This window comes from Paracoccus homiensis (assembly GCF_900111675.1).
In the GTDB taxonomy this organism is placed as follows: domain Bacteria; phylum Pseudomonadota; class Alphaproteobacteria; order Rhodobacterales; family Rhodobacteraceae; genus Paracoccus; species Paracoccus homiensis.
Genome location: NZ_FOHO01000002.1, coordinates 104,837 through 117,348 on the forward strand (window position 1 = coordinate 104,837; position 12,512 = coordinate 117,348).

Genomic DNA, 12,512 nt, shown 5'->3' on the forward strand with positions numbered 1-12,512 from the left:
GGCTATGAAAGGCTGACCCGTGCGGTGGCCTTTCGGCCCCGACACTTGGCTGACTAAACATGCAGCAGCCTTCGATACAAGGGAAATCTTGAAAGATTCCCGAAAAATGCCCGTTTCGGCAGATTTCAGGCCGGAAAATCAGCCTGAACGACGCGATCCCGCCCATCCAGATCGGGCAGGACGCGCGTTTCCGCCCCCTGTGCCGCGAACATGGCGGCCACCGCAGGGCCCTGCGTCGGCCCGATCTCGACCAGAACATGACCGCCGGGGTTCAGATGCGCCCGCGCCCCGGCCGCGATCACGCGATAGGCGCCCAGCCCGTCGCCGCCATCGGTCAGGGCGCCATGCGGTTCCCAGTCGCGCACATCGGGGGCCAGCCCCGCCATTTCCGACACTGCGATATAGGGCGGGTTGGACAGGATCAGGTCGAACCGCCCGTCGATCCCGTCATACCAGTCGGCCTGCTGAAACCGAGCCTCGACCCCGATGCGGCGGGCATTGTCGCGCGCGACCTTCAAAGCCGCGTCCGAAATATCGGTGCCCAGCCCCCGCGCCCCGCGCCGCGCCGCCAGCACCGAAATCAGGATCGCGCCGGTGCCGGTGCCCATGTCCAGAATATCGTGTCCCGGCAGCCGCAGCGCCGCATCGACCAGCGTTTCGGTATCCGGCCGCGGGTCCAGCGTGTCCGCCGTCACCCGAAAGCGGTGGGCATAGAAATCGCGAAACCCGACGATCTGCGCCACCGGCTGATGCGCGGCACGCGCGGCGATGCCCTGCTGCATCCGGGCCAACTCGGCCTCGGACAGGTCGCGATCATCGGTCAGGCGCAGGCGCGACGGCTCGATCCCCAGCACCGCCGCAAGGATGCGATCGGCATCGCGGGCCGCGCCTTCGATCCCCGCCCGGCGCAGCGCCTCGGCCCCTGCCACGCGGGCGGCGGACAGCCTCATTCCTGCGCCGCCAGCCGCGCCGCCTGATCATGGGCCGTCAGCGCATCGATGATTTCGGCCAGATCGCCCGCCATCACCCGATCCAGCGCATAAAGCGTCAGGTTGATGCGGTGATCCGTCATCCGGCCTTGCGGGAAATTATAGGTCCGGATCCGTTCGCTGCGATCGCCCGAACCAACCTGACTTTTGCGATCGGCCGCGCGTTCGGCATCGGCCTTTTGCCGCTGCATGTCATACAGCCGCGCGCGCAGGACGGCCATCGCATTGGCGCGGTTCTGATGCTGCGACTTCTCGGAACTGGTAACCACGATCCCGGTCGGAATATGGGTGATCCTGACGGCCGAGTCGGTGGTGTTCACATGCTGCCCGCCCGCACCGCTTGCGCGCATGGTATCGATGCGGATGTCATTGGCGGGGATGTCGATCTGGGCATCCTCGGCAGCCTCGGGCAGGACGGCGACGGTGGCGGCGCTGGTATGGATCCGCCCCCCGGATTCGGTTTCCGGCACGCGCTGAACGCGATGCACGCCCGATTCGTATTTCAGCCGCGCAAAGACGCCGTCCCCCTCGATCCGGGCCACGGCCTCCTTGACGCCGCCCAGTTCCGTCTGCGCCAACTCCAGCAGCTGAAAGCTCCAGCCCTGGCCTTCGGCATGACGGCGATACATCGACAGCAGGTCGCCCGCGAACAACGCGGCCTCGTCCCCGCCGGTGCCGGGGCGGATCTCAAGAATGGCGGGCCGCGCATCGGCCGCATCCTTCGGCAGCAACGCGATGCGCAGATCCTGCTCCAGCGCGGGCAGCTCTTCTCGCAGGCGGGCCAGTTCATCCTCGGCCAGTTCGCGCATCTCGGGATCGGCCAGCATGGCCTGCGCCTCGGCCAGACCATCGCGCGCGGCGCGCCAGCGGTCGATCTGATCGACGACCGGCTTCAGATCGGAATATTCGCGGCTGATCTGGGCGATCTTGTCAGGGGCCGAGCCCGCGTTCAGCTGCGCCTCGAGAAACTCGAAACGCTGGATAATCTGGGCAAGGCGATCTTCTGGCAGCATGACCGTCGATTACCCGCCCGGCCCGAAACTCACAAGCCATGACAAGCGCGACGGGCCGGGTGACCACCCCTTGGCTGCACCTGTCATCTCAGCGACGGGTCCACCCGAACAACGCGATCAGCTCCATCGCGACATGGGCCCCCGCGATGGCGGTCGCCCCGGTCGTGTCATAGGGGGGCGACACCTCGACCACGTCGCCACCGATCAGGTCGACCCCGGCCAGTCCGCGCAACAGGGCCGCCGCCTGCCAGCTTGCCAGCCCGCCCCAGACCGGGGTCCCGGTGCCGGGCGCAAAGGCGGGGTCCAGCGCGTCGATATCGAAGGTGATATAGACCGGACGATCGCCGATCACCGCGCGCACCCTTTCCAGCGTGGCGTCGATGCCGTCGCGATGCACGCCCGGCGCATCCAGAATGGTGACGCCCAGTGTATCGGGATTGTCGGTCCGAATGCCGATGCTGACACTGGCCGCAGGATCGACAACGCCTTCCTTGATCGCCTTGTACAGGAACGTTCCGTGATCGATCCGCTTGGGATCGTCATCCACCCATGTATCCGAATGCGCGTCGAACTGGATCAACGCGACAGGCCCCCGCCGTGCCGCCACGGCACGCAGGATCGGCAGGGTGATGAAGTGATCCCCGCCAAGCGTGATCGGCGCCGCGCCGCCATCCATGATCGCCCCGATATGCGCCTCGATCCGGCCCGGAACCTCGCTGGTATTGGCATAGTCAAAAGCCATGTCGCCGTAATCGACCACATGCAGCAGACCCAGCGGATCATACCCCCAGCCATAGGGCGCATCAAAGGGCTGCAGGCTCGACGCCTCGCGAATGGCACGCGGACCGAACCGGGTGCCGGGCCGATGGGTCACCGCCTGATCGAAGGGAATGCCGGTCACCGCCAGATCGACCCCGCGCAGGTCCTTGGAATACCGGCGCCGCAGGAAACTGGTCGCCCCGCCGAATGCGTTCTCAAAGGACAACCCGCGCGGATCCTCGCGCGTGAAAGCCTGATCCACCTGCGTCTTCGCGTCTTCCAGGGCCATGACCCGCTCCTTTTCCCAGCGCGGGCAGACTGCCCAGCAACCGCCCGAACGGCAAGGGGCAACGACATCGCCGGCGATCTTCTGTGCCGAAATATCCGCCGGGGGTACGGGGGTGGCAAACCCCCGCGGCGCGACAAAGGCCGAATCACCTTGCATCTGCGGCATTCACCGCTATAAGACCGCATCCTTCCGCCGAGATGTGTGAACCGCGCAACCTCTCGTGGCGGGTGCGGAAGGTGTCATCCCGCCTATGAAGTGCGCCCGAAACCGAAAGGGATGCCATGCCTCTGTACGAGCATGTGCTGATCGCCCGCCAAGACCTGTCGAACACGCAGGCCGAAGGGCTGATCGAACATTTCTCGACCGTGCTGGCCGACAATGGCGGCAAGGTCGTTGAGAACGAATACTGGGGTGTCCGCACCCTCGCCTACAAGATTAACAAGAACCGCAAGGGCCATTACGCCTTCCTGCGTTCGGACGCGCCCTCGGCCGCCGTTCAGGAAATGGAACGCCTGGCCCGCCTGCACGACGATGTCATGCGCGTCATGACCATCAAGGTCGAAGAGCACGAGGAAGGCCCCTCGGTGCAGATGCAAAAACGCGAAGAGCGTGGCGAACGCCGCGAACGTCGCGAGCGGAACTGAGGAGTCTGACCCATGGCGAACAAACCGTTCTTCCGTCGTCGCAAGGTCTGCCCGTTCTCGGGTGAGAACGCGCCGAAGATCGACTACAAAGACACCCGTCTGCTGCAGCGCTATATCAGCGAACGCGGCAAGATCGTGCCCTCGCGCATCACCGCCGTCTCGGCAAAGAAGCAGCGTGAACTGGCCCGCGCCATCAAGCGCGCCCGCTTCCTCGCCCTGCTGCCCTATGTCGTGAAATAAGGAGACCTGATCATGCAAGTCATCCTTTTGGAACGCGTGGCCAAGCTGGGCCAGATGGGCGAAGTGGTGAAGGTCAAGGAAGGTTACGCACGTAACTTCCTGCTGCCCCAGGGCAAGGCCCTGCGCGCCTCGGACGCCAACATCGCCGCTTTCGAGGACCGCAAGGTTCAGCTGGAAGCCCGCAACGCGGAAAGCAAGGGCGAGGCCGAAAAGGTCGCGGCCAAGCTGGACGGCGAAACCTTCGTCATCATCCGCTCGGCTTCGGATGCCGGTGCGCTTTACGGTTCGGTCACGACCCGCGACGTCGCGGACACCGCGACCGAAGCAGGCTTCACGATCGAGCGTAAGCAGGTCGTGCTGGGCAACCCGATCAAGGATCTGGGTCTGCACACCGTCAGCGTCGTGCTGCACCCCGAAGTCACCGCCGAAGTGACCCTGAACGTCGCCCGCTCGAACGAAGAGGCCCAGCTGCAGGCACAGGGCAAGTCGATCCAGGATCTGGCAGCCGAGGCTGACGCCGAAGCCGAATTCGAGATCTCGGAACTGTTCGACGATATCGGTGGCGCATCGGACGACGACGGCGAAGACCGCGTCTGATCCATCGCGATCGCCTGAAGTTCTTGACCGCGCCGGGAAACCGGCGCGGTTTTTCATTCGTTCGGCTGCGGATTTGTTTCCGCCCCGATGGCGGATTAGACTGAGTTATGCGACACCGGCCGCAACGCTCGCGGACGGGCCCAACCGGAATGTGGTTTTCATGGATGACGCCCTAAGCCGGCTCTTGGCCCGGCACGACTGGATCCTTGCCGACGGCGCCACGGGCACCGCACTTCTGAACATGGGGCTGAAATCCAACGAACCGGCCGAGCTGTGGAACACCGACCATCCCGACCGGATCAGGGCGCTGTATCGCGGCGCGGTCGATGCCGGGTCAAGCCTGTTCCTGACCAACAGCTTTGGCGGCAATGCCAGCCGCCTGCGCCTGCATGGCGCGGCTGATCGCCTGCGCGACCTGAACCGCGCCGCCGCCGAACTGGGCCGCGAGGTCGCCGACAATGCCGGGCGCCCGGTCGTCGTCGCAGGCTCGATGGGCCCGACCGGCGACATCATGGCCCCGATGGGCAGCCTGACCCACGAAGCTGCGGTGGCGCTGTTTCATGAACAGGCCGAGGCCCTGAAAGAAGGGGGCGCCGATGTGCTGTGGATCGAAACCCTCAGCAGCATCGAGGAATTCCGCGCCGCCGCCGAGGCCGCGCGGCTGGCCGCAATGCCCTGGTGCGGCATGATGAGCTTTGACACCGCAGGCCGAACGATGATGGGGGTGACCTCGGTGCAGCTGGCCGCGCTGATCGACCGCCTGCCCTATCCACCGATCGCCTTCGGGGCGAATTGCGGTCTGGGCGTGTCGAACCTGCTGCGCAGCGTCAGCGGCTTCAAGGCGTCGGGCTGCGAACGCCCGATCATCGCCAAGGCCAATGCCGGCGTCCCGCATTTCGAGGCGGGCGACATCCATTATGACGGCACACCGCAGATGATGGCCGATTACGCCGTGCTGGCCCGCGATCTGGGCGTGCGGATCATCGGCGGCTGCTGCGGCACAACCCCCACGCATCTGCGCGCCATGCACGAGGCGCTGGAAACCCGCCCGAAGGGCCAGCGCCCCAGCCTTGAAACCATCGCCGACCGGCTGGGGGGCTTCAGCCCCGGTCATATCTAGAACAGCGACATCTGATCGCCCGCGCGCGGCGGCGGCCCGAAACGGCTGCTGTCCAGGGGCGGGCCTGCCTCGCGATATCCCAGCCGCTTGCGCGCCAGGCGAAAACGCTGCTGCGCCAGTTGCGCCTCGATCCCTTCGCCCTTGAACCGGGCCCCAAAGCGCGCGTCGTAATCCTTGCCGCCCCGCATCGCCTGCACCCGGTTCATGACATGTGCCGCCATATCGGGACGGTGCCTCTGCAACCAATCGCGAAACAGCGGTGCCACCTCATGGGGCAGGCGCAGGGCGATCATGCTGGCGGTGCTGGCCCCCGCCTCGCGTGCGGCGCCCAGAATCGCCTCGATCTCGGGCTCGGTCAGGACAGGTATCACCGGCGCCACCATCACCCGCACCGGCACCCCGGCCTTCGACAGATCGCGAATCATGCGCAATCGCGTGGCGGGCGTGGGGGCGCGCGGCTCCATCGCGCGGGCCAATGCGGGATCCAGCGTGGTGATGCTGACCCCGACCGCGGCCTGATCCCGCGCGGCCAGTTCCGCCCACAGATCCAGATCCCGCAGCACCGTCTGCCCCCGCGTCACCAAGGTGACCGGATGGTTCCAGTCGCGCAGCACCCGCAAGATGCCCGGCATGATCGCCAGCTTCGCCTCGACCGGCTGATAGGGATCGGTATTGGTGCCAAGCGCAATTGGCGCGACGCGATAGGACGGACGCGCCAGTTCCTTTTCCAGCAACTGCGCCGCATCGGGCTTGGCCGTGATCCGGGTTTCGAAATCCAGCCCCGGCGACAGGCCCAGATAGGCGTGGCTGGGCCGCGCATAGCAATAGATGCAGCCATGTTCACAGCCCCGATACGGGTTGATCGACCGATCAAAGGAAATATCGGGCGAACTGTTGCGCGTGATGATGCTGCGCGGGCGTTCGGTTACAACCTCGGTCCGCAGCAAGCGCTGTTCTTCGGGGATGTCCCAGCCATCCGCCTCCCGCACACGCTGATGCGGTTCGAATCGACCGTCAGGCCGTGTATCGGCCCCGCGCGCCTTCAACCGGTCATCGGGATCTTTGGGTGGCAGCATCCGCAAGAATTAGAACATACAACGAACACTTGCAACCCGTACCAGATTTGCCTGCGACAAATTGTACGGACCATCTTTCAACGCGGCCAGAACAGGCCCATATTCAAGGGTAAAGGAGGAAGCCCCATGCCATTGCCGCATTTTCTTCTGTTGGTGGTTGCGACCATGCTGGCCGCTGCGGTGACTCTGTGGGTCAGCCTCTCGGCGGGGGTGCCATTGGTGGCTTTCGGGCTTCTGGCGCTTAGCGCGGCCGCCCTTCTGCATATCTCGCGCGGCGGCCACGACCACGATCGCTGATCAGCTTTCCAGTTCCGCGTCCCAGTACAGAAAATCCATCCAGCTTTCATGCAGGTGGTTCGGCGGAAATCGCCGTCCGACCGCGTGCATTTCCTCGGGCGAGGGCTGGCGCGGCCGCCGACGCAGATGCAGGCCGGAATGGCGCAGGCTGCGATTGGCCTTACGCAGGTTGCAGGGCGAACAGGCCGCCACGACATTTTCCCAGCTGGTCACACCGCCACGTGATCGCGGCACCACATGGTCGAAGGTCAGATCACCCTTCGCGCCGCAATACTGACAGCAGAATTCATCCCGCAGAAAAAGATTAAAGCGCGTGAAGGCCACGCGCTTTTGGGGTCTTACATAATCTTTCAGCACAACGACCGACGGGATCCGGAAGGCGTGGCGCTGACTTCGGACCACCTCGTCATATTCCGCCAGAATGCTGACCCGATCCAGAAATACCGCCTTGATCGCCTCCTGCCAAGGCCACAGAGACAGCGGGTAGTAGCTGAGGGGGCGATAATCCGCATTCAGCACAAGCGCCGGATGGTGCTTCAAATTCGCAGGCTCGCGCACGAACTGCGTCCGAAATTCCGTGATCTGATGCCTGTCCAACATATCGCCTTCCCGCCTGCCCCGCTCAAGGGTGACCGGGGGCGCCCGTCAGAACCATGCCTCAACTATATATCGCGCCTTCGCTCTGACAAGCCCCCGGATGTATCCGGTTGTCCAAGCTGCTAAACCAGATCGGTGACAAGGGCATGACAGATTGCCAAATGCCCGCCTGGCTGGCAGGCTGCCCTTCATGCAATCAGACCCGCCGCCCTTGCTTGGAACACTGGAATCCGCGCTTTACGCAAGCGATCTCGACGCGGCCCGCAACTTCTGGGAAGGCGTGATGGGGCTGACCGCGTTCCAGACCAGCCCCGGCCGCCATGTCTTCTTTCGCGTGACCGATCAGCCGCGCCCGCAGGTGCTGCTGGTCTTCAACCCCGATGCAACCCTGACCCCGCCTCCGCCGGATGCGCGCCTGCCAGTTCCCCCGCATGGCGCCCGCGGACCGGGCCACTTCTGCCTGGCCACCGCCCCGAACCAGATGGACGCGTGGCGCCGCCACCTGGACCGCGCCGGCATCCCGATCGAGGCCGATTTTCACTGGCCCAACGGCGCGCGGTCACTCTACCTGCGCGACCCCGCCGGAAATTCGATCGAACTGGCCGATCCGGCGATCTGGGCCTAGCGCTTCTTCTTTGGCGAAATACCCTCGGGGGGTTCAGGGGGGCAGACAGCCCCCCTGGCGCCGCCGGCCTTCAGACCGGCAACCGGCCTCACTTGCCCAACCGATCCTTCAGAAAGCTCAGCGCGACCGACAACCCGTCAGGCGAGATACCGTGCCCGGTTCCCTTCATCACATGGCCATAGACCGTGAAACCGGCTGCTTCCAGCGCCTGACCGGCAAGACCCATATCCTCGAAAGGCACGACGGGATCCGCGTCGCCATGGATCAGCAGGACCGGCGGCTTGACCACGGACTCGGCGGCCAGCGTCTCGGGCGTCAGCAGGCGACCGGAAAATCCGACGATGCCCGCAATCTCGTTCTCGCGGCGTGGCAGGACATGCAACGCCATCATCGTGCCCTGCGAAAAGCCGATCACGACCAGCCGGTCGGCCGCGATCCCCTCATCCGCCAGCACCTTGTCCAGAAACGCATTCACCGCCGTGATCGAGCGGCCCATCGACTCCTGCGCCTGTGCCTCGGTCGATCCGTCAAGCCAGGGGATCGGGAACCACTGAAAGCCGAACGGATTGTTCACGCTGCGCTCTGGCGCATCGGGGGCGTAGAAGGCGGTGTTCGGCAAATGCGGCGACAGCGGATCGGCCAGCCCCAGAAGATCGGCGCCATCGGCGCCATAGCCATGCAGGAACACCACGGCCGCATCCGCGGCCTCCGGTCCCTTGCGGGCAAATTTCAGCTCTGTCATCGGATTCCCTCGCGTCCTTTGGCCAGCCGGTAATAGGCCCACAGCCCCCGTGCCGCAACCGCACGCCAGGGCTGCCAGGGCTGCGCCACCGCCCGCAGCGCCGCAGGGGTCGGGCGCGTCGGCAGGCCATACATCATCCGCGCGGCTTCCTGCAGCGCCAGATCGCCCGCCGCGAACACATCTGACCGCCCAAGCGCGAATTTCAGATAGATCTCGGCCGTCCAGACCCCGACGCCGGGCAGTGCGACCAGCGCGGCGATGGCTTCATCGTCGGGCATCCGCCGCAAACCCTGCCAGTCCAGCCCCGCGCCTGCAATCGCCTGCAGATAGCGCGCCTTGGGCCGCGACAGCCCGACGGCACGCAGATCCTCGGCTTCGGCGGCGGCGATCGCGGTCGCATCGGTCAGTCCCGCAGACTGCATGCGATCCCAGATCGCCGCAGCCGCCGCGATCGAGATCTGCTGACCGACAATGGCGCTGGCGATGGCCTCGAACCCGTCGCTGCGCCGGCGCAGCGGCAGGGGCCCCAGATCGGGCAGCACCCGCGCCCAGACCGGACAGACCGCCGCCAGATGCGCCGCGCCCTCGGCCAGATCGTCCTCGGTCTGGATCAGGCGCATCGGATCATTCCTGATCGGCGCCCGCGGCTTCCAGCTTCAACCGGGTTTCCCAGGCCATCGAGATATGCTGCCGCAAGGCCCGGTCCGCCGCATCCCCGTCGCCCGCGGCGATCGCATCCACGATATTCTTGTGTTCGGCCAATGCGGTTTCGCTGCGCCCCTCGGCCGCCAGCGATGTCCGCGCCATCAACGCCATGGTCCGATGGACCAGATCCAGTTGCTGCACCAGATAGCGGTTATGGGACGCCAGATGGATCTGGTGATGAAACCGCTTGTTGGCACGGGCCAGCGCCTCGGGCTTGCCGACGGCCTTCTGGTCTTCGGTCAGCATCTGCGCCAGAACCCTGACCTCTTCCGGGGTCGCGTGACGCGCGGCCAGACGCGCGGCCAGCGCCTCAAGCTCGGCCCGGACCACGTAAAGCTCGGCCAGCTGGTTATGGTCCAGCGAGGCCACGATCAGGCTGCGCCCGTCGCGCACCAGCATGGCCTGCGTTTCCAGCCGTTGCAGCGCCTCGCGCACGGGGGTCCGGCTGACGCCGAAACGCTCGGCCAGTTCGGATTCGACCAGCCGGTCGCCCGGCCGATAGGTGCCGGCTTCGATGGCGGCAAGGATCAGGGAATAGGCATCGTCTTTCATGGCGGCTACGATTGGCCGCGCGGCAGACAATTGCAAGCGTGCTGATCAGGGGGTATTCGCGCCGATATGGATTTTGCGCATGTCGATATCTGGATCTTCGATCTGGACAACACCCTGTACCCGCCGGAAATGGCGCTGTTCCCGCAGATCGAGGCGCGGATGACCGCCTATGTGATGCGGCTTTTGCAGGTGGAACAGGATCACGCCGACCACCTGCGCCGCGATTACTGGCGCCGCCACGGCACCACGCTGGCCGGGCTGATGGCCGAACACGCGATCGATCCGGTGGCCTATCTGGCCGAGGTGCATGACATCGACTTCACCGCGTTGCAGCCGGCGCCGGATCTGGCCCGCGCCATCCGCGCCTTGCCGGGACGCAAACTGATCCACACCAATGCCGACAGCACCTATGCCGCCAAGGTTCTGGCCGCCCGCGATCTTGACCTGTTCGAGGCGATCTACGGCGTCGAGGAAACCGGCTTTCGCCCCAAGCCCGCCCCCGAGGCGTTTCAGGCGGTGATCGCCCAGGCCGGGATCGACCCCCGCCGCGCCGCCTTTTTCGAGGATGATCCCCGCAATCTGAAGGTGCCGCACAGCCTGGGCATGCGCACCGTTTTGGTCGGACAGGGGCGCGACGGTCCCGACCTGATCGCAGGCGGCACCGATCACGGCCCCCATGTGCATCACCGCACCGATGATCTGACAGGCTTTCTGGAAAAGATTGCGGCGACGACCTGAGCCGGGGTAAAAGACCGGCGGAGCGCGCGCCACTTTTGTCCAGGAATCATTCCGATGACCGATCTTCAAGCTGGCAACAGCACCCGCCTTGCGCTGCGGATCTATCTGGCCGTTCTGGTCGTTCTTGTGGTGGCGGCTGCCATCGTTCTGGCCTTCGGCCTGCCCGCGCTTGGCGTGATCGGGCTGGTGCTGACCATTCTGGTCTTTGCCATCATGCTGGCCTTTACCGCCGGAAACTAGGCTGCGACAGCACGCCTGATGGCCTTTCGGGGCCAGGGGCGGCAAAATGATCGCGGCATTGCAAAGGGGCGCGTCGTGACGGGCGGTGTAGAAGATATCGATGTTCTGATTTCGGGCGGGGGGATCGCCGGGCTGGTCGCCGCGGCGGCCTTCGGGTCCGAAGGATATGCGACCCTCTGCGTCGACCCCGCCCCCCCGGTCACCGAAGAATCGCATCAGGGCGCCGATCTGCGCACCACGGCCTTTCTGCAACCCTCGGTCCGGCTGTTTCAGGATATCGGCCTGTGGGATCGGCTGTTTCCCCATGCGACCGCGTTGCAGGTCATGCGGATCGTCGATGCGGGCGGGGCCACGCCCCAGCCGCGCCTGACCCGCGATTTCGACGCCGCCGAGATCGGGGATGCGCCTTTCGGCTGGAACCTGCCCAACTGGCGGCTGCGCCGCGAGATCACAGCGCGTCTGGACCAGTTGCAGACGGTGCGCTTTCTGCCCGGCCGCGGCACGCGCGATGTCACCGCGCGCGACGAAGGCGCGCTTGTGACACTGGATGACGGGCAACGCTTTCGCGCAAGGCTGCTGATCGGCGCGGATGGGCGCAATTCGCCGGTCAGGCAGGCGCTTGGGATCGGTGTGCGCAGCTTTCGCTATGGTCAGAAGGCACTGGCTTTCGCGGTCACGCATGACCGGCCTCATGGCAATGTCTCGACCGAGGTGCACCGCTCGGGCGGGCCCTTCACGCTGGTGCCGCTGCCCGATCGCGACGGGCAGCCCAGTTCGGCCGTGGTCTGGATGGAGAACGGTCGCGAGGTCGCAAGACTGGCCAGCCTGCCCCGCGCCGAATTCGAGGCCGAGCTGAACGCCCGCTCGGCCGGGGTTCTGGGGCAATTGTCGCTGGCCACGCAGCTGACGCAATGGCCGATCATCAGCCAGATCGCCGACCGCTTTACCGGGCCGCGCACCGCCCTGATCGCCGAGGCGGCCCATGTCGTGCCGCCCATCGGCGCGCAGGGCCTGAACATGAGCCTGGCCGATCTGGCGATGCTTCTGGATCTGTCGCGCGACGGGCTGGGCGATGCCGAGGGATTGCGCCGCTTTGACCGCGCCAGGCGCCCCGAGGCCTATGCGCGACTGCTGGGGATCGACGCGCTGAACCGCACATCGCAGGCAGGGCTGCGACCGCTGCGCGACCTGCGGGCGGCGGCGTTGGGGGGGCTGTACGGCATCGCCCCCGTGCGTCGCATGATGATGCGCGCGGGTCTGGGGCTGCGCTGAGGCCCGCACCCGTTGCG

General features: G+C 65.8%; 17 protein-coding genes. 9 read left to right on the top strand and 8 right to left on the bottom strand.

Features of this window, described 5'->3' with window-relative positions:
• Window positions 1-125: 125 nt before the first annotated feature.
• The 3 genes from prmC to speB all read right to left on the bottom strand — a co-directional run bounded on the left by prmC (window position 126) and on the right by speB (window position 3,050).
• Window positions 126-950 carry a peptide chain release factor N(5)-glutamine methyltransferase gene (gene prmC / locus BMX67_RS02770; protein WP_090732351.1) on the bottom strand — a complete coding sequence of 275 codons (825 nt, stop codon included), beginning with the start codon at window positions 948-950 and terminating at the stop codon, window positions 126-128.
• The gene (gene prfA / locus BMX67_RS02775; RefSeq protein ID WP_090732352.1) at window positions 947-2,002 is read right to left on the bottom strand and encodes a peptide chain release factor 1; all 1,056 of its coding nucleotides are present in this window, start codon (window positions 2,000-2,002) and stop codon (window positions 947-949) included. Before prfA ends, prmC begins: the two co-directional genes overlap by 4 nt.
• Window positions 2,003-2,090: 88 nt before the next feature.
• A complete protein-coding gene (gene speB, locus BMX67_RS02780; RefSeq protein WP_090732850.1) occupies window positions 2,091-3,050 on the bottom strand; it encodes an agmatinase in 960 nt (319 codons plus the stop codon).
• Between the two features lie 281 nt (window positions 3,051-3,331).
• On the opposite strand from speB, the gene rpsF reads away from it, so the two are divergent.
• From rpsF to bmt, 4 genes are all read left to right on the top strand, one after another.
• The gene (gene rpsF, locus BMX67_RS02785; protein ID WP_090732354.1) at window positions 3,332-3,694 is read left to right on the top strand and encodes a 30S ribosomal protein S6; all 363 of its coding nucleotides are present in this window, start codon (window positions 3,332-3,334) and stop codon (window positions 3,692-3,694) included.
• 12 nt (window positions 3,695-3,706) lie between these two features.
• Window positions 3,707-3,934: a 30S ribosomal protein S18 gene (gene rpsR / locus BMX67_RS02790; protein WP_022707247.1), complete on the top strand. Its 228-nt coding sequence runs from the start codon at window positions 3,707-3,709 to the stop codon at window positions 3,932-3,934.
• A 12-nt stretch (window positions 3,935-3,946) separates the two neighbouring features.
• Window positions 3,947-4,531, top strand: coding sequence for a 50S ribosomal protein L9 (gene rplI / locus BMX67_RS02795; protein ID WP_090732355.1), 585 nt, complete (start codon window positions 3,947-3,949; stop codon window positions 4,529-4,531).
• Window positions 4,532-4,691: 160 nt separating this feature from the next.
• Window positions 4,692-5,651: a betaine--homocysteine S-methyltransferase gene (bmt, locus tag BMX67_RS02800; protein ID WP_090732357.1), complete on the top strand. Its 960-nt coding sequence runs from the start codon at window positions 4,692-4,694 to the stop codon at window positions 5,649-5,651.
• Here the strand turns inward: bmt and BMX67_RS02805 are convergent.
• Window positions 5,648-6,727: a PA0069 family radical SAM protein gene (locus BMX67_RS02805; RefSeq protein WP_090732358.1), complete on the bottom strand. Its 1,080-nt coding sequence runs from the start codon at window positions 6,725-6,727 to the stop codon at window positions 5,648-5,650. The genes bmt and BMX67_RS02805 overlap by 4 nt on opposite strands.
• 126 nt (window positions 6,728-6,853) lie before the next feature.
• Here BMX67_RS02805 and BMX67_RS19505 point away from each other — a divergent pair, with 126 nt between their 5' ends.
• A complete protein-coding gene (locus tag BMX67_RS19505) occupies window positions 6,854-7,024 on the top strand; it encodes a hypothetical protein (protein ID WP_175479792.1) in 171 nt (56 codons plus the stop codon).
• Here the strand turns inward: BMX67_RS19505 and BMX67_RS02810 are convergent, their stop codons facing one another.
• On the bottom strand, window positions 7,025-7,624 hold the full coding sequence (locus tag BMX67_RS02810) for an HNH endonuclease (protein WP_090732360.1): 600 nt from the start codon (window positions 7,622-7,624) through the stop codon (window positions 7,025-7,027).
• A gap of 187 nt (window positions 7,625-7,811) precedes the next feature.
• On the opposite strand from BMX67_RS02810, the gene BMX67_RS02815 reads away from it, so the two are divergent.
• Window positions 7,812-8,246, top strand: coding sequence for a VOC family protein (locus tag BMX67_RS02815; RefSeq protein ID WP_090732361.1), 435 nt, complete (start codon window positions 7,812-7,814; stop codon window positions 8,244-8,246).
• Window positions 8,247-8,334: 88 nt separating this feature from the next.
• Here BMX67_RS02815 and BMX67_RS02820 read toward each other — a convergent pair whose 3' ends face one another.
• The 3 genes from BMX67_RS02820 to BMX67_RS02830 are packed head-to-tail and all read right to left on the bottom strand — an operon-like array spanning window position 8,335 to window position 10,245.
• Window positions 8,335-8,988, bottom strand: coding sequence for an alpha/beta hydrolase (locus BMX67_RS02820; protein WP_090732363.1), 654 nt, complete (start codon window positions 8,986-8,988; stop codon window positions 8,335-8,337).
• Window positions 8,985-9,608, bottom strand: a complete 624-nt coding sequence (locus BMX67_RS02825; protein ID WP_090732364.1) for a DNA-3-methyladenine glycosylase family protein — start codon at window positions 9,606-9,608, stop codon at window positions 8,985-8,987. Before BMX67_RS02825 ends, BMX67_RS02820 begins: the two co-directional genes overlap by 4 nt.
• A gap of 4 nt (window positions 9,609-9,612) precedes the next feature.
• Window positions 9,613-10,245, bottom strand: coding sequence for a GntR family transcriptional regulator (locus BMX67_RS02830; protein WP_090732366.1), 633 nt, complete (start codon window positions 10,243-10,245; stop codon window positions 9,613-9,615).
• 66 nt (window positions 10,246-10,311) lie between these two features.
• Here BMX67_RS02830 and BMX67_RS02835 point away from each other — a divergent pair, with 66 nt between their 5' ends.
• The 3 genes from BMX67_RS02835 (at window position 10,312) to BMX67_RS02845 (ending at window position 12,495) form a co-directional block, all read left to right on the top strand.
• Window positions 10,312-10,983: a pyrimidine 5'-nucleotidase gene (locus BMX67_RS02835; RefSeq protein ID WP_090732367.1), complete on the top strand. Its 672-nt coding sequence runs from the start codon at window positions 10,312-10,314 to the stop codon at window positions 10,981-10,983.
• Window positions 10,984-11,037: 54 nt separating this feature from the next.
• Window positions 11,038-11,223, top strand: coding sequence for a hypothetical protein (locus BMX67_RS02840; protein WP_090732369.1), 186 nt, complete (start codon window positions 11,038-11,040; stop codon window positions 11,221-11,223).
• 75 nt (window positions 11,224-11,298) lie between these two features.
• Entirely contained in the window at window positions 11,299-12,495 is a 1,197-nt protein-coding gene (locus tag BMX67_RS02845) for a UbiH/UbiF family hydroxylase (protein WP_245739127.1), read from the top strand.
• The last annotated feature ends 17 nt before the right edge of the window (window positions 12,496-12,512 follow it).

Coding starts and splice junctions, on each gene's coding strand:
- BMX67_RS02810 (WP_090732360.1), bottom strand. CDS start 7,624: ATGTTGGACAGGCATCAGATCACGGAATTTCGGACGCAGTTCGTGCGC.
- rpsF (WP_090732354.1), top strand. CDS start 3,332: ATGCCTCTGTACGAGCATGTGCTGATCGCCCGCCAAGACCTGTCGAAC.
- BMX67_RS02835 (WP_090732367.1), top strand. CDS start 10,312: ATGGATTTTGCGCATGTCGATATCTGGATCTTCGATCTGGACAACACC.
- bmt (WP_090732357.1), top strand. CDS start 4,692: ATGGATGACGCCCTAAGCCGGCTCTTGGCCCGGCACGACTGGATCCTT.
- rplI (WP_090732355.1), top strand. CDS start 3,947: ATGCAAGTCATCCTTTTGGAACGCGTGGCCAAGCTGGGCCAGATGGGC.
- BMX67_RS02830 (WP_090732366.1), bottom strand. CDS start 10,245: ATGAAAGACGATGCCTATTCCCTGATCCTTGCCGCCATCGAAGCCGGC.
- BMX67_RS02820 (WP_090732363.1), bottom strand. CDS start 8,988: ATGACAGAGCTGAAATTTGCCCGCAAGGGACCGGAGGCCGCGGATGCG.
- BMX67_RS02805 (WP_090732358.1), bottom strand. CDS start 6,727: ATGCTGCCACCCAAAGATCCCGATGACCGGTTGAAGGCGCGCGGGGCC.
- BMX67_RS02840 (WP_090732369.1), top strand. CDS start 11,038: ATGACCGATCTTCAAGCTGGCAACAGCACCCGCCTTGCGCTGCGGATC.
- BMX67_RS19505 (WP_175479792.1), top strand. CDS start 6,854: ATGCCATTGCCGCATTTTCTTCTGTTGGTGGTTGCGACCATGCTGGCC.
- prfA (WP_090732352.1), bottom strand. CDS start 2,002: ATGCTGCCAGAAGATCGCCTTGCCCAGATTATCCAGCGTTTCGAGTTT.
- prmC (WP_090732351.1), bottom strand. CDS start 950: ATGAGGCTGTCCGCCGCCCGCGTGGCAGGGGCCGAGGCGCTGCGCCGG.
- speB (WP_090732850.1), bottom strand. CDS start 3,050: ATGGCCCTGGAAGACGCGAAGACGCAGGTGGATCAGGCTTTCACGCGC.
- BMX67_RS02825 (WP_090732364.1), bottom strand. CDS start 9,608: ATGCGCCTGATCCAGACCGAGGACGATCTGGCCGAGGGCGCGGCGCAT.
- BMX67_RS02815 (WP_090732361.1), top strand. CDS start 7,812: ATGCAATCAGACCCGCCGCCCTTGCTTGGAACACTGGAATCCGCGCTT.
- rpsR (WP_022707247.1), top strand. CDS start 3,707: ATGGCGAACAAACCGTTCTTCCGTCGTCGCAAGGTCTGCCCGTTCTCG.